The sequence below is a fragment of the Streptococcus sp. CF8_Ac1-9 genome (assembly GCF_024295565.1).
Taxonomy (GTDB): domain Bacteria; phylum Bacillota; class Bacilli; order Lactobacillales; family Streptococcaceae; genus Streptococcus; species Streptococcus parasanguinis_X.
Genome location: NZ_JANCOY010000002.1, coordinates 355847 through 377096, shown reverse-complemented (window position 1 = coordinate 377096; position 21250 = coordinate 355847). Strand labels below are relative to the sequence as shown.

The window sequence follows — 21250 nt, the reverse complement described above, 5'->3', positions numbered from 1 at the left end:
CTCTAGTACAAAATCAACACCCTTAGAAAAATAATTTCTAAGGGTGTTTCTGTTTATTTGCGATCGTCCTATTTTGATTCTTCATTTCGCTTCAGACTAAAATGGTCTGGCAAGGGGTCTGGTCCCGCCTGGCTTCCAGGATGGCAACGTAGAATCCTTGCAATCCCCATCAAGACACCTTTCACACCAAAACGTTCAATCGCTTGGATCATATAATTGGAACAGGTCGGTTGAAAGCGACAAGAAGGCGGAAATAGGGGAGAAATCCATTTTTGATAGCCTCTGACCAGTGCAATCAGGATTGTTTTCATGCTTTTTTAGATTTAGTTACTGCTAGATTGTGCAGTTGGCTGATTTCTTTTTTGTTCAAGCGACGGTATTCACCCGGACGTAGTCCTGAGACGTCCAAATTTCCAAACTGGGTCCGGGAGAGTTTATCCACTAAAAGTCCGACAGCTTCAAACATCTTTTTAACCTGGTGGTTACGCCCTTCATGAATGGTCAACTGAACCACTGAACGGTTCTTTTCAACATCCACTTTTAAGATCTCGTAAGTCGCTGGCTTGGTTTTCTTGCCATCAATGGTCACCCCTCGTGTCAAGGGACGCAAATTTTCCTTATTGGCAATCCCTTTGACACGCGCCACATAGACCTTATCAATCTCATTACGTGGGTGAATCATCTCATCTGTAAAATCACCATCATTGGTCAAAATCAAGACACCAGATGTATCCCAGTCCAAACGTCCCACTGGGTAGATACGCTCTGGCACTTGAGATAAAAGGTCAACGACTGTTGTCCGCCCTTTATCATCCGATACACTAGAGATGACGCCACGTGGCTTATTTAAAAGATAGTAGACCTTTTCTTCGTTGTAGATTGGAGTACCTTCTACTTCAACCTGATCACCGGTCTTAATAATGGTCGCTAATTCACGCACAACTTGGCCATTGACCGTCACCAAGCCTTGCTTGATCAGTTCTTCGGCCTTGCGACGACTAGCCACGCCTGCATGGGCAATATATTTGTTAATTCTCATCTAGTTCCTCTGTTCTCTCTGAAAATAATTGACCTTCTTCTGGATCGATGTCCACTTCCTCAACCTTTGGCAATTCCTCCAAATGATTGATCCCCATGTAATCCAAAAAATACTCCGTCGTAACATACAAATTAGGACGCCCGAGGACTTCTTTTTTTCCATCTTCACGGATCAGATCAAATGACAGTAGTTTGGTAATAGCACCACTGGAATTGACGCCTCGAATGTCATCGACCTCCACGCGGGTGATCGGTTGCTTATAAGCAATGATTGACAAGGTTTCAAGGGCAGCCCGAGACAAACTTTGGTTCATAGGCGTTCTAGAATAGTCTCGTAAAACCGAAGCGTAGTCTGCCTTTGTCACCAATTTATAACGGGAAGCTGTCTCCATCAAACACAGACTGGTATCTGAGTCCTCCTGGTATTTTTGGGCCAATTTTTCTAAACTTTGCACCACACCTGTTGGGGGTAAAGAGAGAAGATCTGCGATTTGTCTGGCAGTAATTCCTTCTTCACCCGCTACAAATAAGAGTGCTTCAATTTCAGCTAATTTGCTCATGTTCAATCCTATTTAAGTAAATTTCTCCAAAAGCCCTATCCTGTACCACTGTGACCTCTTGAATCTTGATTAATTCAAGGGTTGCAAGAAATAGGGTAATGACCTCTTGGAGATCCGCTGCTTCTAGAAACAAGTCCTGCAAGAGAACTTGTGAACGATCGTGGAATCGGTGACGCAGCTGGTCCATCAGATCCTCAATCTTGTATTCATCCTTGACAATGGTTGTATGGTTCTGGCGGAATTCTTCTTTTTTCTTGGTCAATAGTTTTGAGAAAGCCAAGAAGAGATCCACCGTGGTGCGATCATGAAGTAATTCGGTATCGTCATAGACCAATTCCATCTTCGGTTTCGAATAATAGAGGGCGCGCTCCTCGTGCTGCGAGGCCATCAACTCTCCTAATTGCTTGTAAGTACGGTACTCTTCCAGTTGAGAAAGGAGGTCCTGCTCTAGATCCTCTGCTTCATCCATCTCCTCTGCGACCTTAGGAAGAAGTCTTCGACTCTTGATCAAGGTTAGTTGACTAGCCATCAGCATGTATTCCCCTGCCACCTCTAGTTTCATTGCCTGGAGAGTCGCCAGATAAGCCAGATACTGTTCAATCACCTCAATCAAGGGGACCTCATAGATATCCATCTGGTATTTAGAGACCAAGTGGAGCAAGAGGTCCAAAGGCCCTTCAAAATCTTTAATTTTAATATCCATTATTTATATTTTTCTAATGTCACCATGGTTTTTAGGCCCAATTCACGCGCAATACTAAAGAGATCCACACCGAGTTCACGTTGTTTCAAAATATATTGCTCACGAATCGATTGTGCCGAAAGGTCTTGATTCCCTTTTTCGATCAAGAAGGCTTCTAATTGTCGGAATCCCCACTGACGGGAGTATGATTTTCCTTTATTATCAAAAAGATAAACACCATCTAGGAAGAGTTGCAATTCATCCAGTAACGGCTCTGGAACCTTTAAAACCCGTTTTTGGCCATCTTTGCCCACTCGAATGACATGAAAGTCCAGCTGAATATCTTCGACTTTGACTTGGAGGATCTCACTTGGCAATAAGCCCATCTCCAGAATCAACAAGGCCATCAAGCGTCCCTGAGAGTTGGTTGATTCTTCCCAAAAATGGGTCAGATCCAACAATTCCCGATCATGGGTTTTGGCCGGTTGAATTTTAGGCAAGACCAAACGATGGTATTCAGAAATAAAGCGTTCTTGATACAAATAATATAAAAATTGGTTGACGGCGGATAATTTTCGTTTTTGGACCGCCGGTTTAAAATCTTTAATCGAAGCTTGGTAAATTCTCAAATTTGTGGGCGTCACTTTTCCATGGATCGACTCAATAAACTGGTCCAAATCATAGAAATAGGCTGACTGAGAATTTTCACTTAATTCTTTTTGATCAATAAAACTTGCAATAAATTCTTTCATTTTGGAATCATCTCGTATTCATTTGAAAAATTATGCATGAGCGAATTGATGGCTTTGAGGATCGATTTCCGCGTAATAATCCCTTGGAAATAACCTTCTTCATCCACCACTGATAAGAAGGAGTCATCCACCAACTTGTGAAGGACTTCTGTCAAATTGAAGTCTAAGCCGATGACCCCGACCTCCTTCTTTGCAACGTCTACGATATCCATCGAAGCAAAAGTCTCCTCAGGAATCTCGTGTTTCAATTGATAAGATAGAATATCCGTTAGGGAGATCGTCCCCACAAACTTGCGTTCATCCGTCACTACCGGGATGCGACTATAGCTAATCTGACTCAACAGCAAAACCGCATGGTCTACATTGTGGGTATCAATCAAGACCGCTAAATTTTTGGCAGGAGTTAAGAACGTCTCTTCCTGCGCCAGTAAGAAACGCTCAAATTCCTTTGCTATCATCTGCTAAACTCCTTTGTCAATTCAGGGTACAATTCATGATCTCGCGTATAATACTCTACCTTGAAGTTCGAATCGGTAATCTCTATCTTGGCATACAAACACTCGCGAATCAGACCACGAGGTTGGCTAATGGATCCAGGATTCACAAAGAGGGTTCTTCCTTCCTTCCAAGCATCTGGGATATGAAGGTGGCCGTATAGACAGATATCTGCTTCCTCCTCTTGGGCCCACAGATCCAATTTTTGAAAACTAAAATTGATCTGGAAGAGATGTCCGTGGGTCTGGATGATCCGTGTTGGCCCCAGTTGGGTCACCAAGCGTTCCGGATAGCCTTCATAAAAATCCATATTTCCTTGGACAACGTGGATCCCTTCCCAGACAGGATCATCACTTTTTAGTTCAGAATCCCCATTGTGAAAGATCCCATCGACCTGACCTAGGTATTTTTCTTTAATAGCTTCAACAATGGAGCGGTCTCCATGCGAGTCACTCATAACGATGATTGTTTGCTTTGCCATGATGGAAATACCTCCAATAACTTTTTAACAGCTAAAGCACGATGTGATTGTGTATTTTTTTCTTCTAGCGTTAATTCAGCAGCAGCACGGCCCGTTTCCCCAACTAAGAAGAGAGGGTCATATCCAAAGCCATGTTCCCCTTTGGGCTCAAAATTAATATACCCTGGCCAATCTGCTTCCACCACTAGGCTTTCCTTGCCTGGTCTTGCAACCACCAAGGTCGTATGGAACTGAGCTGAGCGATCTTTCAAGTCAAAAACCATGGCCAATTCGTGCAACAATTTCGCATTGTTTTCCGCATCTGTCGCACCAACTCCCGCAAAGCGAGCTGACCAAACTCCTGGTAAGCCTCCCAAGATATCCACCTTCAAACCTGAATCATCCGCTAAGACTGTTTTCCCAGTTAGCTCTGCAATGGTTTCAGCTTTTAGGCGGGCATTCTCTTCAAAGGTCATACCTGTCTCTTCGACTTCTGGAAGCTCTGGGTATTGATTGAGATTTTCCACTTCAAAGCCCAGCTTTTCAAACATATTACGGAATTCTTTGGTTTTTCCCTCATTTCGAGTCGCAATAAGAATCGTATCTTTGACCTTGTCTTGACCCAAGAAGGCTTCCAAATCCACCCCATCACTTGGCAAATGCAAATAGAGCAATTTCCCTTTTTCAACCAAGAGCAAGGCTCCTTGACGCTGTACAATCTCAAAAGCTCTTCCCTTGACTTCATTCAAGATTTCGGTCAAAAAGGTTAGAAAACGGAAGGCTGAACCATAGCGCATCACCGATAGATTGAGAGGGAATCCTTCAGGATCCTTGGCAAAGAGAAGTTCCAGCTGGTCTAACAGAGTGGAAGCTTCCGCAGGAACTTGACTAAATTGGTTGTAGTCTGCATCTTCTCCCCATTGGGCAATATACCAATCTTGGGGATCTTTGTATTCAAATAGTTTGTCACTCATAAATTTATGTGCTCCACATTCACTGAACGTTCTAGCCATTTTTCGGCAATCGCTGCAAAGCTATTGGCATTTGCAGTGGTATAAAAGCGGTGGGTCTGCTCTAAGAGTTCGCGACTCTTATTGAGCTCAAAATAGTTTAATAAAACGGAAATATCCCGAACACACTCTGCCCCACTATCAATCAATTTGACATCCGGTCCCATCACATTTTGAATGATCGGTTTTAAAAGGGGATAATGGGTGCATCCCAAGACTAAGGTATCAACCTTTCCAACTAGTGGTTTTAGGGTTTCGTAAACCACCTTTTTGGTCACACTGGATGCCAACTCGTTTGATTCTACTAAAGGAACAAACTTGGGACAAGCTAAACTGCTGACTTCCATGTCTGGTGCCAGACTTTGAATCTTCTCTTTATAAATTCCAGAAGAAACCGTCATCGGTGTCCCAATGACCCCAATTTTTTGATGGGTCGTCGATTTAATGGCTGCCGAAGCTCCGGGCAAAATCACTCCTAAAACGGGAATATCAATTTTCTCCTTGACTTCTTCCCAAACAACTGCCGTCGCTGTATTACAGGCTAAGACAATCATCTTGACATTTTTGGTCAGAAGGAAGTTCACCATCTGCCAAGTATACTCGCGAATTTGGTCTGCTGGTCTAGGACCATAAGGTGCACGCGCTGAATCTCCAATATAGACGACATCTTCGTGAGGAAGCTGACGGAGCAATTCGCGGACAACAGTTAGGCCCCCTACGCCAGAATCTAAAAAACCAATCGGTCGGTTATCCATATCTCTTCCTTCCAAAAGGAGGGACTAAGAAATTCCTCCAAGCCCCTCTCATTTATTATCGTGAGATTGCCCCACTCTTATTTTTTCTTGCTTTTCGCCATTGCTGATTTTTGTTGGTTCACAATTTGGCGATAGACTTGTTGAACTTTTGCTTCGCTTGGACGTTGGCCGCTGGCACCTAAAAGCGTACGGACTGCTTCAACATTCAAACGTGGGTTTGATGCAAATTCTTTTTCAAATTGACGACGAAGCAAGAACATTCCTGCAACCATCCCACCAAAGAAAGCTAAAATAATCAACAAAATTCCTAAAAAGAGATTCATAAAATTTTCTCCGATCCATTATTTTTACATAACTATCATTATATCAGACAATCGCTTATTTTTCAATGTCAAAGCCGTAGAGTGTCGCAAGATAATCTTCTGGTTTTTCTGCTCGACGAATCAAACGGGCCTGCCCATCTTCTTGAAGCAAAACTTCTGCAGAACGCAACTTAGCATTGTACTGATACCCCATTGAAAATCCATGGGCTCCAGTGTCATGGATCACAAGTAAATCTCCAATCTCCGTCACGGGTAGTTCTCGTTGTTTGGCAAATTTATCGTTATTTTCACAGAGACTTCCCACGACATCAACCACTTCAGTTGGTCCATCTGGACGATCCATATTGGTAATATGGTGATAAGCACCGTACATAGCCGGTCTGAGAAGATTCACAGCAGAAGCATCGACGCCAACATAGGTCCGGTAGGTTTTCTTTTTATGAGTGACTCTTGTTACCAGGAGGCCGTGTGAAGCCAGCATAAAGCGACCAAGCTCGGTATAGATTTTCACATGACCAAGTCCTGCCGGTTTGAGAATCTCATCAAAAACGCGATGCACACCTTCCCCAATAATGGCAATATCATTTGGTTCTTGCTCTGGTTTGTAATTGACCCCAACTCCACCAGAGAGGTTGATGAAGCCCAAGTGGACACCTGTTTTCTCGACGACTTCTACTGCCAATTCAAAAAGTTGACGCGCTAACTCTGGATAGTAGTCGTTGGATACAGTATTAGAAGCCAATAAAGCGTGAATACCAAACTCTTCCACACCTAGTTCTTTCAACTCAATAAAGGCTTGAATCAATTGCTCCTTGGTCATTCCAAACTTGGCTTCTTCCGGATTGTCCATAATATCGGTTCCCAGTTCAAAAACTCCACCAGGATTATAGCGGCAAGAAATGACCTTGGGGATGCTGGTCACAGACTTCAAGAAAGCAATGTCTTCATAGGCATCCAGATTGATCGTTGCCCCTAATTCTCTAGCATAGACAAATTCATCAGCTGGCGTGTTGTTAGAAGAAAACATGATTTCTTTTCCACTAAAGCCCAGTTTATCCGCCATTAACAATTCGACATAGCTGGCAGTGTCGACACCACATCCCTCTTCTTGCAAAATTTTTAGGATCGATGGGTTAGGAGTCGCCTTGATGGCAAAATATTCCTTAAATCCTTCATTCCAAGCAAAAGCTTGATGGAGGGCACGAGCCGTTTCACGAATTCCTGCTTCATCATAGAGATGGAAAGGGGTAGGGAATTCTTGGGTCAGGCTTTCTAATTGTTCACGGGTTACAAAAGGTGTTTTCATAAGCGCTCATTTCTATACTTTAGTCACTATTAGTATAGCACAAGTCGGAAGACAAAAAAAGCCGAGGCAACTGCCCCAGCTCAATCTCTCTTTGATTAGTCGTTTCTTCCGAAGATACGAAGAAGGCTGATAAAGAGGTTGATAAAGTCAAGATAAAGTTCCAAAGCCATCGCTACTGCCCAACCTGTAGCAGGTTGACCATTTGTTTGATCATAGACATAGCGAATCTTTTGGTTATCCCAAGCTGTCAATCCTGCAAAGAGGAAAACAGAGATAATACTCAAGATATAGTCCATTCCAGAACTTCTCAAGAACATGTTCACAACAGAAGCGATGATCACACCGATCAAGACACCCATCAAGGCGCGTCCCATACCAGACAGGTCTTTTTTCACGACGCGTCCGATAGCTCCCATGACAATAAACATCAAGGCACTGACCAAGAAAGCCTTATAGACAGTCGCTTGCATGTAGCGAGCAATGATAAAGCTCAAGGTAAAGCCATTCAAAGCTGAGTAGATCAAGAAGATCGGAAGAGCAGACGGGCTATTTTTAACAGCCTTCCCACTTGCAACAAAGACCAAGATCAATTCTACAACCACTGCTGCATAGTAAACCATGGGTGCTGTTGTCAAGATTTGAACGAAGAAATCTTGAAAGACCGTCATCATCAGGCCAGAGACAAGGGCTGAAATCCCAACACCGATCCCAACTAATGAGTAGATTTTGTTATAAAAAGCATTCAATCCACTTTGTTCTTGGATTACTGAATCATTATACATATAAACAAGTTCCTTTCAAATTTGTTTACTATGATTTTAACATTTTTCGATGAAAAAATCTCCTTTTGGCCATCTTTTTACGCCAAGGTTCTGAAGCTTCCTTAACAGCCCAGTATTTATCCACCATCGTCACTACGAAGGATTCTTTGTAGCGAGGCGGAGCAAGGGTAGCTCCCCACATGTGTTTAATAATGATGTCTTCTTCCTTGGCATTGAGTTCTGTGATCTTTCGTGCATTTCTCACGGCAATGCGGGGATGGATCCAGGCGTGACTTTTCGTAAACTTGGTCTCGCGCCAATCATAGTAAAAGAGGTCATGCAAGAGGCCACCCCGAGCCGTACTTTTAGCATCCCAACCAAATTTTTTAGCCAGTTTATAGCTTGTATAGCTTACATGAATGGAATGCTCCAAACGATTGGAATGAATATGGTGGGGAATGTCTGCTAATTTTTGAACCTTCGGATGCTGGATCAAATGTCCCACATAGGTCATGTATTCTTTGTCACGATGATATTGCATCAGATCACCACCTTTCGTTGATAGGCTCTCCCAATAAAACATCCATCAACTTCTTCTTACAGGTTAAGTATACTTCTTTTTCTCAAAATTTCCTTAAAGAAAACATCAAAATTCCAGCTGCCACTGCAACATTCAAACTCTCTGCCCGACCTGGCATGGGAATATGAACCAGCTGGTCTGCTTGTGCCGCCATTTCCTGGCTGATGCCATTTCCTTCATTGCCCATAACCAGGATAAACTGATCGGTCTGAGGAAGCTGACGGTAATCAATGGACGCATCTGAAAGGGTCGTTGCAAGTACTGGTAGATGAGATTCTTTAGCTTGTTCCAAAAGTTCTTCTCGATCCAGTTTCCAGATAGGAATATGAAAATGACTGCCCTGCATGGATCGAAGGGTCTTGAGACTGTATAGATCAGCGGAGGCTTTCGATAGCATGACACCATCAAAGCCTGCTGCATCTGCTGTTCGAATCATCGTCCCTACATTGCCAGGATCCTGTACATCCTCCAAATAGAGGAAGCGTCCTTGTAGCTGATCCCGAAGCTCTGGCTGCTCTAGAAGAATCTCTGCGACAATCCCTTGAGGAGTCTTCGAATCTGCCAAGAGGCTTAAGATCTCCGGAGTCACGATAGTGACTTTTTGGATGTCCTCTACCCGGTCTAAATAGGCTTCTAAAACAAAGACCTGCCGAATCTTCGCATGATTTTCTACTGCCTCTTCAAACAGATGCCAGCCTTCAATGAGATAAGAATCTGTCCGGTATTTTTTTTGATGTAATTTTTTAGCATTTTTGATTACATTATTGGATTTAGACGTTATAATATTCATAGAACTATTATAGCACAAAGAAAAAGAAGAAATCATGCCTCAGATAGATTTCTTCGAGTCAAGGAGGTCGCACATGCAAAAGGTAAAAATGATTGCCCAAGGACGGGTTCAAGGGGTTGGCTTTCGCTGGGGAGTGTACAGTCTTGCTTTAGAGATCGGTGGGATTACTGGCCGTGTCTGGAATAATGACGACGGAACGGTTGGCATTCTGGCCCAGGCAGAGTCTAGTAGCCAAATGGCCAAATTCATTCAAGAAATTCGCAAAGGTCCTACACCTTTTGCACATGTGACTTATTTAGATGTTACGCTCGCAAACTTTGAAAACTATACAGACTTTAAAATTGCAAATTAAGACTAGAGAACTATTGTGTATTTTCAAAAAAAACAGTAGAATAGAAAGGTAACATTAAAAAAAAGAAGGAACTATTTGTGAAAAAAAATAAACTTGCATTACTTGCATCGATGGGACTAGCTTCGCTTGTCTTCTTGTCAGGATGCGTGAGTGTCGATCGGAAAACTGGAAATCCGACTGGACTGATCTGGAATCTTCTTGGCCGTCCAATGGGCGAAGCCATCAAATTCTTTGCCAACAACCTTGGCTTGGGCTTTGGGATCGGGATTATTATCGTCACCTTGATCGTGCGGTTAATCATCTTGCCACTTGGTTTGTACCAATCATGGAAGGCAACCTACCAATCTGAAAAGATGAACTACTTAAAACCTATCCTTGGGCCAATCCAAGAGCGCATGAAGAACGCTAGCACACAAGAAGAAAAGCTATTGGCGCAACAGGAATTAATGGCTGCTCAACGTGAAAATGGAGTTAGCATGTTTGGTGGAGTTGGGTGTTTGCCACTCTTGATCCAAATGCCATTCTTCTCTGCTCTCTTCTTTGCAGCTCAGCACACCAAAGGGGTAGCAGATAGTAGCTTCCTTGGCATTGCTCTTGGTAAACCAAGCTTGCTCTTGACGGCTATCGTAGCAGTTCTTTACTATATCCAAAGTATGCTTTCTCTTCATGGAATTGAAGATGAAACCCAAAAGGAAAGCATGCGTAAAGCATCACTGATGAGTCCGATTATGATCGGTGTCTTCTCATTGATCTCTTCAGCCGGAGTGACTCTTTACTGGGTAGTCGGTGGGGTGATCCAAATTATCCAACAATTTGTCATCAACTACTTGATTCGTCCAAATCTTCGCAAACGGGTCGCTGAGGAATACAAAAACAATCCTCCAAAAGCGACTAGTCACCGTGTGAAAAAAGACGTCACACCAACTGCGACCACACAAATTCAACACAAACCAAAAAACAACCGCAATGCAGGAAAACAACGCAATAGAAAGTAGTACAAACTACTAAATTCTAGCGAAAATAGAGCAGCACTTGAACCCTTGGGTTCAAGTGCTTTTTTGATACCGTTCAGTCAGTCAACGTAGAATTTTCACCCTCACAAGGAGATTAAGAGCACAAAAAAATAGGCCCTCTTGGAGGGCTTGCGTTTTATAGTTACGCTGTTTTTTCTACGTTCAAAATTTTCACTTGGTAGCTTCCAGCTGGTGTCTCAACAGTGACAACGTCACCTGTCTTCTTACCAATCAAAGCGTGACCGATTGGGCTTTCGTTAGAGATCTTTCCTGCAAAGGCATCTGCCCCTGCTGAACCAACGATGCTGTATACTTCTTCATCTGTTTCGCCAACTTCTTGAACTGTAACGGTTTTTCCGATCGCAACTTCGTCTACTGCAACAGCATCACTATCGACGATTTCCGCATAACGGATTTTTGTTTCCAAGCTAGAGATTTGACCTTCCACAAAAGCTTGTTCATCTTTTGCTGCTTCGTACTCAGAGTTTTCTGAGAGGTCACCATACGAACGAGCGATCTTAATCCGTTCCACCACTTCAGGTCGACGGACCAATTTCAATTCTTCTAATTCTTGTTCCAATTTTTCTTTTTCTGCTAGGGTCATTGGGTATGTTTTTTCTGCCATTATTCTTCTCTTTCTATTATTTGAATGAAAAAGCTGTGGACGCGCCACATGCTTTTTCTAGTTTGAACTTGCTTGTGTCAATTTACTATTGACATGTTCTTCAACATTTTTATTGTGTTCTTCGTATGTCTTAGCGAAGAAAACTTCACCATTTTCGACATTTGCGACAAAATACAAGTAATCGGTCTTACTTGGGTTCACCGCCGCTTCGATCGCTGATACTCCAGGGTTATCCACTGGGCCAGGCATCAAGCCGGTATTCTTATAAATATTATAAGGTGAATCCAGCTCTGTATTGATCGTTGCATCTTCTTTTAAGGTCGTCTTTTGACCAAGTTTCCCTTCTGCATAAAGAATTGCAATATTACTTTGCAAAGGCATGTCTTGGTTCAAACGGTTATAGAAGACACTCGCGATATCTTTGCGGTCCTGATCCGTCGCCCCTTCTTTTTCAACCAAGGAAGCAAGAGTCAATACTTCGTTTACATTGATGTTCTTGCTCTCAAGTGTTTCATAGTATGGGCTTAAGTTTTGATCCATTGCCGCAAGCATCTGATCGATCATCTCTTTCACTGTGGTATCTTTCCCATAGTTATAAGTAGCTGGGAAGAGATAACCTTCTAAACGGTAGCGAACACCAGAATCCTTACTTGGCAGATTCGCCAAGAGCTTAGGATATTTGGCCACCATCTTCTCAATAAAGGCATCGTCTTGGACAGCCTTCAAGAAATCTTCTTTCTTGAATGGAGTCTTGCCTGCCTTCTTAGTGGAGACATCGGCGGTGATAGCCGTCGCAATCTGATCAATCGTATAGCCTTCTGGAATCGTGACCTTTCCAAGAACTGGAGCCTGAGGAGTTTTGGTTCCCTCTTCTTGCAGTTTTTGGATGATGGTTTCTAGATCCATGCTCTTTTGCAAATTGAAATAACCGGATTTGAAATTGCTATAGTTCTTGAACTTGGTATAGTAGTTAAAGAACTGGCCATTTTTCACGAGTCCTTTTTTCTCAAGGATCGCGCCAATCTCACGATTACTTGAACCTGCTGGAATCTCAACCGTTACGAATTCTGTTGCATTTTTATCCATCGGCTTGACAGCTGAATGGATATAGGTCACAGCAAAGATCCCTGTAGCCACGATCACAATCAGCAAAAGGCTGACCACTGTCCGCACAATTCGTTTAGCGATTTTATTTTGTTTCTTTTGTTTTTGTTGGCGCTGGTTACGAGAAGAGCGCGATAAGCTTTCCTCTACCGGTTCCTGACTTGGTTCTTTTGGAGCAGGCTTTGGAAGCTCACTCTTTTCTTCCACAGCAGGAGTCGCCTTTTCTGGCTCCACTGGTTCTTCTTTGGGAGCCAACGCAGATTCTTCTACTTTTGGAGGTGGTGTTGCTTCTTCCTCCTCTTTCAGTGAAGAAGGGGTTTCAATGCTTCGATCAGGTAGATCATACTCTTTTTCGATCTTTAGAAGTTGCTCATTGGCCTCTTCTAAGTCTCTGAGGATCTGCTCTTTGAAGCTTAATAACTTCTCACTGTCTTGTGATTTATCAGTCAAATAATTGACCTCCCTCATCATAATCCTTAATATTATATCTTAAAAGATTTAGAAAAGCAATACAAATCGATCTTCTTCTTCAAAATACCTATTTAATCAAGGTTTTCGTTTTCCCAGACCAGATTGTACCAAACTTCACCCGCATATTGGGATTCTGAAAGACCTTCATTGGTAAATCCTTGCTTTTCGTAATAAGGAATCAAATAATCATGACAGGTCAAATTGATCCCTTGGCGATTATCTTTCACCGCAATCTCTTTCATTGCCTCAAGCAAGAGGGTTCCAACCCTTAGCCCTTGGGCTTCTTTAGCAATGGATAGACTCGTAATGGAAATAAAGCCCTGTTCTAGATGGCTTAGATCTTCAACCTCTGAAAAAGAGGAATCGATCAAATAGCGCTCCGGTCTAACAGGTCCTTCTAAATAGCCTAAGATCTGACCTTGGCACTCTGCTACAAGAAATGTCGTTTGAATCTTTTCGATGTGATCTTTTAAAATCTCACGCGCAATCGCTTCTTCTTCTGAGAAATTTTCAAGCTCAATGCGCTCGATGGCATCCAAATCCTGCAGCTCTGCCTGTCTAATGTGAATCTTTTCTTTCATCATTTACTCCTTCTATCGTTCCCAAACCATATGGACACCTCGATCAGACTCAGCTTCATCTCGAAATCCTTGCTGGGAAAAATAAGATAGTAAGTCTTCTGGGCAATCGATCCAAATGGCTTCCTTTTCCTTTTGAACAGCTAGATCCTTTAAAGCAGCGATCAAAATAGAACCATAGCCTTGACCTTGAAAGGCTGGTCTCACTGCTAGTCGCAATACAATTAGGTCTCTTTTTAAAGGCTGGTCTTCTGTCGCCAACAAGTAAGCCACAGCATCCCCCGCCTGCTCTGCAAGCAAAGAAATGGCTTCCTTCGAACCTAGCGCTTCCTCAAGAGTGGCCTTGTGCTTCTTTTCTTCATTGTCATGAAGTTCTTCTTCTAGCAACAGCAACTGTTCTTGATCAGCTGGGGTGATTGATCGAATCATCATCCTGCTTTCCTCATCTCATACTCCTTCAGTGGACAGATAAATTTGAGTCTGGAACCAATCGATTCCAGACTCAATCATCTCTTATTGTACACTATGTGTCAAACTAGATAATAAACGCTCAAATGAGTATTCATAGGTTTGAATATCTCCTGCTCCCATAAAGACATAGACCGCATTTTCATGGTCAAGAAGAGGAGAAACATTCTCAGCTGTAATAATCGCTGAACGTTTGACAATTTTTGCTTCCAAATCTTCAACTTTCACATCGCCGTGATCGACTTCCCGTGCAGAACCATAGATCTGTGCCAAGTAAACAGCATCTGCTTGATTCAAGGCTTCAGCAAATTCATCCAACAAGGCAATGGTCCGTGTAAAGGTATGTGGTTGGAAAATAGCCACAATCTCTTTACTTGGGTATTTTTGACGGGCTGCATCCAAGGTTGCAATAATTTCCGTTGGATGGTGCGCAAAGTCATCGATGATCACTGTTCCATTGACTACTTTTTCAGTAAAGCGACGTTTCACTCCAGCAAAGGTCTTCAAATGCTCGCGGACTAAATCTAAATCAAATCCTGCAATGTAAAGCAAACCAATGACTGCTGTGGCATTCATGATGTTGTGGCGGCCAAAAGTTGGGATATGGAATTGTCCCAAATCTTCTCCACGGAAATGAACGTTGAAGGTTGAACCAGTCGTTGAACGAAGCAAGTTGCTTGCCACAAAATCGTTCGTCTCCTTATCAAAACCATAGTAATAAATTGGTGCTGATGAGGTAATCCGACGCAATTCTTTGTCTTCTCCGTAGATGAAGAGGCCTTTGCTGATTTGTTTGGCATAATCGTTAAAGGCATTAAAGACATCTTCTAAGCTCGTGAAATAATCTGGATGGTCGAAGTCAATATTGGTGATGATACTGTATTCAGGATGGTAAGGCATAAAGTGGCGTTCATACTCATCTGATTCAAATACAAAGTATTTGGCTGCTTCAGAGCCACGACCTGTCCCGTCACCAATCAAATAACTGGTATCAGTGATATTTGATAAGACATGCGAAAGCATCCCTGTTGTTGAGGTTTTCCCGTGTGCTCCGGCAACCCCCATGCTGACAAAGTCACACATAAATTCACCAAGGAATTCATGGTAGCGTTTATAGGTTAGGCCATGCTCATCTGCATAAGCGATTTCCACATTGTTATCTGGACGGAAAGCATTCCCGGCAATGAGGATCTTGTCGCCTTCCAAATTTTTAACATCAAATGGATAAATTTGAATTCCTGCTTGTTCCAAGCCACGTTGCGTAAAGTAATACTTCTCAACATCTGACCCTTGAACAGTATGTCCCATTTGGTGAAGCATGAGGGCTAAAGCACTCATCCCTGCTCCTTTAATTCCAATAAAATGGTATGTGTTAGACATGTTTTCTCCTTATTCTTGATCTAGATGGGTTAAATCCAATTCTTGTTTGATTGGCTGTGGTTTCAACTTGTGTTGATCTTTATTGTATATTTGGCTAGTCTTTAAGAAATCATAATTGTTTTTCTTTTCAGTCGGTTCTGCCACTTCTGGTTCTCCTGCAGATTCGAACTCTGCAAGGATCAACTGATCTTGTCGCAATCGTTTGCTATATTTCAATAATTCACCCGGATTTTCCTTTTGGAAGGGAGCTGTTGGCTGGCCAGGTTTCCGTTCTGAAACAAACGGTTTTTTCCGCTTACTTGTAGTAGCTGCTGGATCCGTTGTCAGATAGGGGGCTGTGCGTTTCTTTTTCAGATCTTCACGCGCACGCTCTCTCGCTTCCTCTGCATAACGATTGGCAGGGCTTTTTTTATCAATCGGCTCTTTAAAATCAGGTTTTCTTACTGGCCGTCTTTTCGGTAGGGGCTCTTCTAGTGGTTGATGGTAAGGATGCTTGGGTTTGGTATTTTCAGCAATCGGTTGCCATTCCAAATAATTTTTATCCACATAGTCGCCTGTAATGTTACTAATCAAATCTGTTTCATCATACAGGTTCATGTGGGGCATCTCTGTTAACATCAACTCATTATCCCCTACTTGAGGAAAATATTTTTCTGTCATGCTTTCTTCCTTTCGACACTCCATTAATTATAAACTATTCACAGAATTTTTCAAGCTATTCTGACGGAATTCCAAGAATCTCACGAATTTCCTCAACCGATAAGCTGGATCGTGTTTCCGTTCCATCTAAAATCGTCGAGACCAAGTGTCTTTTAGAAGCTTGCAGTTCTTGGATTTTTTCTTCAATCGTGCCCCGGGTAATCATGCGGTAAACTTCAACATTTTGTTCCTGTCCCATTCGATGGGCACGTCCAATAGCCTGGTCTTCCACTGCAGGATTCCACCACAAATCGACTAAGATGACCGTATCGGCACCAGTGAGGTTTAATCCGACCCCTCCAGCCTTCAAAGAAATGAGAAAAGCATGGCGCTCACCTGCATTAAAGGCATTGGTCATTTCTTGACGATCTTTAGCGGGAGTGGAACCTGTGATTTTAAAGGAGGTCATGCCAAGCTGGTCAATTTCCTGCTCTAGGATATCCAGCATGCCTCTGAATTGAGAGAAGATCAAAACCCGGTGTTCGCCATCCTTGATTTGCCCCAAAAGATCTCGAAGGCTCTCCAATTTCCCACTATCTCCTTGATAGTCCTCCATAAAGAGGGCGGGGGTATCACAGATTTGGCGAAGGCGCATGAGGCCAGAGAGAATTTCCACCTTGCTCCGATTTAGTTCTTCCTCGCTAGAGCTTCGAACCCGATCTTGAATTTGTTTTAATTGAGCCAAATAGATCGTTTTTTGACTTTCATCCAACTCATTGTGGTAGGTTGTTTCAATTAAGTCCGGTAATTCTTGGAGCACTTCATCTTTTTTCCGTCTCATGACGAAAGGTTTGACAAAACGCGCAATGGTCTCAGGACTCAATTTTTGAAATTCTCTTTTAGCTGGGAAGAGCCCTGGAAGGACAATTTGGAAAATAGACCAGAGTTCACCCACATGATTTTCAATCGGTGTCCCAGATAAGGCAAACACATGCGGAACCTCAAAGCCACGTAAGTGTTGGGCAATCTTGGTTTGGGCATTTTTCATGACCTGGGCTTCATCTAGAATCAAGTACTCATACTGATTCTTCTGGTATTCCTCCACATCTTGACGGAAAGACGCGTAACTAGTGATAACTACCTGTGGATTGGTTGCGATGAGTTCATCTCGGTGTTGCTTGAGACCATAGACGACTGCCACTTCCATCTGAGGAGCGAATTTTGAAAATTCTTGTTTCCAATTGTAGATGAGACTAGATGGAGCTAGAATCAAGATTTTAGTTTCTTTTTTTGCAACACTGGTCAAGAAGGAAATAGTCTGCAGGGTTTTCCCAAGCCCCATATCATCCGCTAAAATACCACCAAAACCATAATGATTTAACATGGAGAACCATTTGACCCCTGTTTCTTGGTAATCCCTTAGGGTCGCTTGGATTGTCATCTGAGGGAGTTGGAAGTCTTCTGGATGAGTCAAATCATGAGCTAAATTTCGAAATTCTTCTGAAAAATGAACATTGTCTTGATCTGCCAACAAATCAGATAGCTGATAAGCGGCAATCCGGCGGGCTTGTAGTTTCCCACCCTTGCTCATTTTCGCCCGCAGATCTGCTAGGGCTCGACTGATTTTCTTGGTTTCTTCATCAAAAACAAGGACCTTCCCTGTATGGCTGACAAAATAATCTTCTTGCCCCACTAAAGCTTTGAGGACCTGGTCCACTTCAGCTGGATCCACACTTTCAAAGTCAAAACCGATCTCCAGTAGACTGCCATTGGTTTTAACATCAATTTTTGGGCGCTCCACTTGATAAAGATCTAAAAGGCTATCAGAGAGGGTAATCTCTCCTAAGGCTTCAAAAGTCGGGATCTGTTGGTGAAAGAATGGATAGATTTGCTCACTTGATAAAGGACTTCTTTGGGAAGAAAAGTCGTCTGTAAAGCCTGCTGCTAGCATGGTTGAAAAGACTTCTTGCTCCTTATCGAAATCACTAGAATAAGGAAGATTGAGAAGTTCCTCACGCGTGGTCACCACACGATCCTGGTATTGAAAGACAACATCCAGTAATACAGTCTGATCCTGTGCTAGATCAAAATGAAATTCCGGAGTGAAATCGTGGATTAAAAAGCTGGTCGGTGCGGTTATTTGTCCCAGTTTTTTGAACTCTTTTAAACTATAGGAAAGCTTTGTTTGGTCCGTTGGATCAAAATGCAGGCGTTTTTTGCGATCCTGATCCATTGGAAGATCTTGGATGGCCTTCCATAGGGTTCGCTGTTGGGGCGTCAGGTGATAGAAGACACCATTTCGAAACAGGTAAACAGCAGACTCGACAACCTTCACTTGTGGCTCAGTAATGATCAATTCGTAAAAATCACCATGGTCTTCCACCTGAAAATGAAAGAGATCTTCCTCCCCATGGACATCCTGAAAATAGACTTCAGAAAAATCATACATGCTATATTGCAAAAGGAAGGAATCCAAATTCATTAGTAATTCTACAGCTTCTTCAAAGAGAGTCGGTGGAAAATAAAGATGGCGCCCAGCATTGGGAAAGAAATCTTGCTCTTTTGATCCACTATCTGTGACCAAGCCTTGTAGGAAATTGATCACATCCTGACTAGGACCATCAAATTCTAAGTAAGAAATAGGTTCATAGTAACTTTTTCCAATTGCAAAATGGCTTTCTTTCTGAATGGTCTGCAAAAAAGCTAGTACATCTCTGATCACATAAGAGCGCTCGTCTGGCAAGCGACGAATGCGAAGGGTCCACAAGAATTGACCAGAGTATTCATCCTCCTGCCCGACTGCTGATAAGACATAGCGTGTTTCTTTCTTTTCGATTTTTGGAAGGACCTGGTCTAAAAACAAACTTCCAAAAGAGACCTTCTCCTGCGTTTCTTCAGTCGCCGTGGCGTCTTCTTCAAGACTTGCAAGAGCTGCTTTCCCACTGTCATCATTCTTCAAAAAAGCTTCCACAGCTGCTAGATGTGTACAGAATTTTTTCTTTTGAAAGAAAGCACAGCTACAAAAAACAGCATCGTCGTCCAAACTGTACCGCAAGCTTTCTTCTTCCACCCGAAAATATAGGTATTTTTCTTTTACTTCCTGAAGGGAAACTTTCCCAGCTTCATAGAGAAGGCTCCCTTGTGAACGAACCTTCCCAGGAATTAATTTTGCCATGTTTACCACCTTAGATTAATCCCTTTATTATACCATATTTAAGATAAAATTAGAAAAGATAATTTTACTATTAAAAGGATTTTAACTTACTTTTAGAAAAAAACTGAGACAGTCTTGTCCCAGCTTTTCACCTGATTTCGTAATAGAGTTACCTCAATCAGCTATCCATGATTTTTCTCTTTTAACCGTCTGAGCGAACAATAGACAGAATAGCTAAATAGAGAGGAGAAAGATCCCGATAGCCCACAAAAAATACGACCTATTTTTTAATAAAATCCCCAACAATAGGATCAAGAGCTCCAAGCTTACGATCGAACCGAGAAACAAGAGATACAGATAGATTTTAAATAATAAGTACACAAACCTAAAGCTCTCATGATCTTCATGAGTTTACTCTACTCATCCTTAAAAAAGCATAAGGAATAAAGAATATCCGGACTATGAAACTATGCATCTGACTATCCTCCACTTCATTTTACCAGCTTATTAAAAAAAGCAACGCTTTTGCGCTACTTTTAGTTGTTTTCATAGTTGGAAGAATGAGCGTTTTATCATTTGAAATATCCTTCTCCACTTTGATCCATTTGTCTCATATTCCCTACTTCCGTTTTCGCGCAATCAAATGGATTGGAGTTCCTTCAAAAACAAAGGCCTTGCGAATTTGGTTCTCCAAGAAACGGAGGTATGAGAAGTGCATCAGTTCTTCTTCGTTAACAAAGACCACAAAAGTTGGCGGCTTGGTTGCCACTTGTGTCGCATAGAAGATCTTGAGACGTTTTCCTTTGTCGGTCGGCGTTGGATTAATGGCAATGGCATCCATAATCACATCGTTCAAGACAGCTGAAGGAATTCGTGTATTTTGACTCTCACTGATCTGTTTAATCATCTCTGGCAACTTGTGCAAGCGTTGTTTGGTTAAGGCAGAGACAAAAACAATCGGCGCATAAGAAAGGTATTGGAATTGATCGCGAATGTCATCTTCCCACTGCTTCATGGTATGGTTGTCTTTTTCAATGGTATCCCATTTGTTGACAACAATGATCATACCTTTACCAGCTTCATGAGCAAAGCCAGCGATCCGTTTGTCATACTCCCGAATCCCTTCTTCGGCATTGATAACCATCAAAACCACATCTGAGCGGTCGATGGCACGCATGGCACGCATGACAGAATATTTCTCAGTGTTTTCATAGATTTTACCAGATTTGCGCATACCAGCTGTATCGATCATGGTAAATTCTTGGCCATCTGCATCGGTAAAATGGGTATCGATGGCATCCCGTGTGGTTCCAGCAACAGGGCTTGCGATGACCCGGTCTTCTCCAAGGATCGCATTGATCAAGCTTGATTTCCCAACATTTGGACGACCAATCAAGCTAAATTTGATGATATCTGGATTTTCTTCTTCTGTGTCATTCGGAAGATTTTCGATGATGGCATCGAGCACATCCCCAGTTCCGATCCCGTGGACAGAGGATACCGGTAGTGGCTCGCCCAGTCCTAAGGCATAAAAGTCATAGATATCATTGCGCATCTCTGGGTTATCCACCTTGTTGACTGCAAGAATCACCGGTTTATGGGTCTTATACAAGATACGAGTGACATATTCATCCGCATCCGTGATCCCTTCTTTTCCAGAAACAACAAAGACGATCACATCTGCTTCGTCCATGGCAATTTCTGCCTGATGCTTGATTTGCTCCATAAATGGGGCATCTACGTCATCAATTCCCCCCGTATCGATGATACTAAATTTTCGATTCAACCACTCAGCTGTTGCATAAATGCGGTCACGAGTGACTCCTTCTACATCCTCAACGATGGAAATCCGCTCACCGGCAATCCGGTTAAAGAGTGTAGATTTTCCGACATTGGGACGGCCTACAATCGCAATAGTTGGTAGGGCCATGATTTCCTCTTTTCTAATGAAAGG

General features: G+C 42.6%; 24 protein-coding genes. 2 read left to right on the top strand and 22 right to left on the bottom strand.

All coding sequences use genetic code 11. The annotated features are described in order from the left end of the window. Positions 1-68: 68 nt before the first annotated feature. The 14 genes from yidD to NML76_RS05155 form a co-directional block, all read right to left on the bottom strand. Entirely contained in the window at positions 69-311 is a 243-nt protein-coding gene (yidD, locus tag NML76_RS05220; RefSeq protein ID WP_024056192.1) for a membrane protein insertion efficiency factor YidD, read from the bottom strand. After that, on the bottom strand, positions 308-1039 hold the full coding sequence (locus tag NML76_RS05215) for a pseudouridine synthase (protein ID WP_003005375.1): 732 nt from the start codon (positions 1037-1039) through the stop codon (positions 308-310). The genes yidD and NML76_RS05215 overlap by 4 nt, the downstream gene beginning before the upstream one ends. Beyond that, positions 1029-1598 carry an SMC-Scp complex subunit ScpB gene (gene scpB, locus NML76_RS05210; protein ID WP_254732881.1) on the bottom strand — a complete coding sequence of 190 codons (570 nt, stop codon included), beginning with the start codon at positions 1596-1598 and terminating at the stop codon, positions 1029-1031. Before scpB ends, NML76_RS05215 begins: the two co-directional genes overlap by 11 nt. Then, a complete protein-coding gene (locus NML76_RS05205; protein WP_024055478.1) occupies positions 1582-2301 on the bottom strand; it encodes a segregation/condensation protein A in 720 nt (239 codons plus the stop codon). The genes scpB and NML76_RS05205 overlap by 17 nt, the downstream gene beginning before the upstream one ends. Beyond that, positions 2301-3032, bottom strand: coding sequence for a site-specific tyrosine recombinase XerD (xerD, locus tag NML76_RS05200; RefSeq protein ID WP_254732879.1), 732 nt, complete (start codon positions 3030-3032; stop codon positions 2301-2303). The genes NML76_RS05205 and xerD overlap by 1 nt, the downstream gene beginning before the upstream one ends. Beyond that, entirely contained in the window at positions 3029-3490 is a 462-nt protein-coding gene (cbpB, locus tag NML76_RS05195) for a cyclic-di-AMP-binding protein CbpB (RefSeq protein ID WP_003008353.1), read from the bottom strand. The genes xerD and cbpB overlap by 4 nt, the downstream gene beginning before the upstream one ends. Then, positions 3487-4008, bottom strand: a complete 522-nt coding sequence (locus NML76_RS05190; RefSeq protein ID WP_254732877.1) for a metallophosphoesterase — start codon at positions 4006-4008, stop codon at positions 3487-3489. The genes cbpB and NML76_RS05190 overlap by 4 nt, the downstream gene beginning before the upstream one ends. Continuing rightward, complete coding sequence (locus tag NML76_RS05185; protein WP_049488452.1) at positions 3981-4961, bottom strand: nucleoside-triphosphate diphosphatase; 981 nt, start codon at positions 4959-4961, stop codon at positions 3981-3983. The genes NML76_RS05190 and NML76_RS05185 overlap by 28 nt, the downstream gene beginning before the upstream one ends. Then, entirely contained in the window at positions 4958-5752 is a 795-nt protein-coding gene (racE, locus tag NML76_RS05180) for a glutamate racemase (RefSeq protein ID WP_254732875.1), read from the bottom strand. The genes NML76_RS05185 and racE overlap by 4 nt, the downstream gene beginning before the upstream one ends. 77 nt (positions 5753-5829) lie before the next feature. Then, on the bottom strand, positions 5830-6075 hold the full coding sequence (locus NML76_RS05175) for a YneF family protein (RefSeq protein ID WP_049492475.1): 246 nt from the start codon (positions 6073-6075) through the stop codon (positions 5830-5832). A 55-nt stretch (positions 6076-6130) separates the two neighbouring features. After that, complete coding sequence (locus NML76_RS05170; protein ID WP_003008367.1) at positions 6131-7381, bottom strand: diaminopimelate decarboxylase; 1251 nt, start codon at positions 7379-7381, stop codon at positions 6131-6133. 95 nt (positions 7382-7476) lie between these two features. After that, positions 7477-8163 (bottom strand): Bax inhibitor-1/YccA family protein, encoded by a 687-nt coding sequence (locus NML76_RS05165; protein WP_003008369.1) that lies wholly within the window; start codon positions 8161-8163, stop codon positions 7477-7479. 28 nt (positions 8164-8191) lie between these two features. Continuing rightward, entirely contained in the window at positions 8192-8683 is a 492-nt protein-coding gene (locus tag NML76_RS05160) for an HD domain-containing protein (RefSeq protein WP_151190822.1), read from the bottom strand. An 82-nt stretch (positions 8684-8765) separates the two neighbouring features. After that, entirely contained in the window at positions 8766-9512 is a 747-nt protein-coding gene (locus NML76_RS05155; protein WP_151190821.1) for an RNA methyltransferase, read from the bottom strand. A 73-nt stretch (positions 9513-9585) separates the two neighbouring features. Here NML76_RS05155 and NML76_RS05150 point away from each other — a divergent pair, with 73 nt between their 5' ends. Beyond that, positions 9586-9864, top strand: a complete 279-nt coding sequence (locus NML76_RS05150) for an acylphosphatase (RefSeq protein ID WP_023918900.1) — start codon at positions 9586-9588, stop codon at positions 9862-9864. Between the two features lie 77 nt (positions 9865-9941). Further along, on the top strand, positions 9942-10859 hold the full coding sequence (gene yidC / locus NML76_RS05145; RefSeq protein WP_003008377.1) for a membrane protein insertase YidC: 918 nt from the start codon (positions 9942-9944) through the stop codon (positions 10857-10859). Between the two features lie 160 nt (positions 10860-11019). Here yidC and greA read toward each other — a convergent pair whose 3' ends face one another. From greA to der, 8 genes are all read right to left on the bottom strand, one after another. After that, positions 11020-11502, bottom strand: coding sequence for a transcription elongation factor GreA (gene greA, locus NML76_RS05140; protein ID WP_003005389.1), 483 nt, complete (start codon positions 11500-11502; stop codon positions 11020-11022). A 57-nt stretch (positions 11503-11559) separates the two neighbouring features. Beyond that, positions 11560-13077: an endolytic transglycosylase MltG gene (mltG, locus tag NML76_RS05135; protein WP_173018901.1), complete on the bottom strand. Its 1518-nt coding sequence runs from the start codon at positions 13075-13077 to the stop codon at positions 11560-11562. A gap of 71 nt (positions 13078-13148) precedes the next feature. Further along, complete coding sequence (locus NML76_RS05130) at positions 13149-13658, bottom strand: GNAT family N-acetyltransferase (protein WP_173019408.1); 510 nt, start codon at positions 13656-13658, stop codon at positions 13149-13151. 12 nt (positions 13659-13670) lie between these two features. Further along, positions 13671-14087 carry a GNAT family N-acetyltransferase gene (locus NML76_RS05125; protein WP_118227890.1) on the bottom strand — a complete coding sequence of 139 codons (417 nt, stop codon included), beginning with the start codon at positions 14085-14087 and terminating at the stop codon, positions 13671-13673. A gap of 81 nt (positions 14088-14168) precedes the next feature. Continuing rightward, complete coding sequence (murC, locus tag NML76_RS05120; RefSeq protein WP_118227889.1) at positions 14169-15503, bottom strand: UDP-N-acetylmuramate--L-alanine ligase; 1335 nt, start codon at positions 15501-15503, stop codon at positions 14169-14171. Between the two features lie 9 nt (positions 15504-15512). Then, the gene (locus NML76_RS05115) at positions 15513-16163 is read right to left on the bottom strand and encodes a cystathionine gamma-synthase (protein ID WP_118227888.1); all 651 of its coding nucleotides are present in this window, start codon (positions 16161-16163) and stop codon (positions 15513-15515) included. Positions 16164-16218: 55 nt separating this feature from the next. Continuing rightward, on the bottom strand, positions 16219-19317 hold the full coding sequence (locus NML76_RS05110; RefSeq protein ID WP_118227887.1) for a DEAD/DEAH box helicase: 3099 nt from the start codon (positions 19315-19317) through the stop codon (positions 16219-16221). A 598-nt stretch (positions 19318-19915) separates the two neighbouring features. Beyond that, a complete protein-coding gene (der, locus tag NML76_RS05105; RefSeq protein WP_031575509.1) occupies positions 19916-21226 on the bottom strand; it encodes a ribosome biogenesis GTPase Der in 1311 nt (436 codons plus the stop codon). Between the last annotated feature and the right edge of the window lie 24 nt (positions 21227-21250).

Bases quoted from the DNA above. Each gene is read 5' to 3' on its own strand.
- yidD (WP_024056192.1), bottom strand. From the start codon at position 311: ATGAAAACAATCCTGATTGCACTGGTCAGAGGCTATCAAAAATGGATT.
- NML76_RS05215 (WP_003005375.1), bottom strand. From the start codon at position 1,039: ATGAGAATTAACAAATATATTGCCCATGCAGGCGTGGCTAGTCGTCGC.
- scpB (WP_254732881.1), bottom strand. From the start codon at position 1,598: ATGAGCAAATTAGCTGAAATTGAAGCACTCTTATTTGTAGCGGGTGAA.
- NML76_RS05205 (WP_024055478.1), bottom strand. From the start codon at position 2,301: ATGGATATTAAAATTAAAGATTTTGAAGGGCCTTTGGACCTCTTGCTC.
- xerD (WP_254732879.1), bottom strand. From the start codon at position 3,032: ATGAAAGAATTTATTGCAAGTTTTATTGATCAAAAAGAATTAAGTGAA.
- cbpB (WP_003008353.1), bottom strand. From the start codon at position 3,490: ATGATAGCAAAGGAATTTGAGCGTTTCTTACTGGCGCAGGAAGAGACG.
- NML76_RS05190 (WP_254732877.1), bottom strand. From the start codon at position 4,008: ATGGCAAAGCAAACAATCATCGTTATGAGTGACTCGCATGGAGACCGC.
- NML76_RS05185 (WP_049488452.1), bottom strand. From the start codon at position 4,961: ATGAGTGACAAACTATTTGAATACAAAGATCCCCAAGATTGGTATATT.
- racE (WP_254732875.1), bottom strand. From the start codon at position 5,752: ATGGATAACCGACCGATTGGTTTTTTAGATTCTGGCGTAGGGGGCCTA.
- NML76_RS05175 (WP_049492475.1), bottom strand. From the start codon at position 6,075: ATGAATCTCTTTTTAGGAATTTTGTTGATTATTTTAGCTTTCTTTGGT.
- NML76_RS05170 (WP_003008367.1), bottom strand. From the start codon at position 7,381: ATGAAAACACCTTTTGTAACCCGTGAACAATTAGAAAGCCTGACCCAA.
- NML76_RS05165 (WP_003008369.1), bottom strand. From the start codon at position 8,163: ATGTATAATGATTCAGTAATCCAAGAACAAAGTGGATTGAATGCTTTT.
- NML76_RS05160 (WP_151190822.1), bottom strand. From the start codon at position 8,683: ATGCAATATCATCGTGACAAAGAATACATGACCTATGTGGGACATTTG.
- NML76_RS05155 (WP_151190821.1), bottom strand. From the start codon at position 9,512: ATGAATATTATAACGTCTAAATCCAATAATGTAATCAAAAATGCTAAA.
- NML76_RS05150 (WP_023918900.1), top strand. From the start codon at position 9,586: ATGCAAAAGGTAAAAATGATTGCCCAAGGACGGGTTCAAGGGGTTGGC.
- greA (WP_003005389.1), bottom strand. From the start codon at position 11,502: ATGGCAGAAAAAACATACCCAATGACCCTAGCAGAAAAAGAAAAATTG.
- mltG (WP_173018901.1), bottom strand. From the start codon at position 13,077: ATGATGAGGGAGGTCAATTATTTGACTGATAAATCACAAGACAGTGAG.
- NML76_RS05130 (WP_173019408.1), bottom strand. From the start codon at position 13,658: ATGAAAGAAAAGATTCACATTAGACAGGCAGAGCTGCAGGATTTGGAT.
- NML76_RS05125 (WP_118227890.1), bottom strand. From the start codon at position 14,087: ATGATGATTCGATCAATCACCCCAGCTGATCAAGAACAGTTGCTGTTG.
- murC (WP_118227889.1), bottom strand. From the start codon at position 15,503: ATGTCTAACACATACCATTTTATTGGAATTAAAGGAGCAGGGATGAGT.
- NML76_RS05115 (WP_118227888.1), bottom strand. From the start codon at position 16,163: ATGACAGAAAAATATTTTCCTCAAGTAGGGGATAATGAGTTGATGTTA.
- NML76_RS05110 (WP_118227887.1), bottom strand. From the start codon at position 19,317: ATGGCAAAATTAATTCCTGGGAAGGTTCGTTCACAAGGGAGCCTTCTC.
- der (WP_031575509.1), bottom strand. From the start codon at position 21,226: ATGGCCCTACCAACTATTGCGATTGTAGGCCGTCCCAATGTCGGAAAA.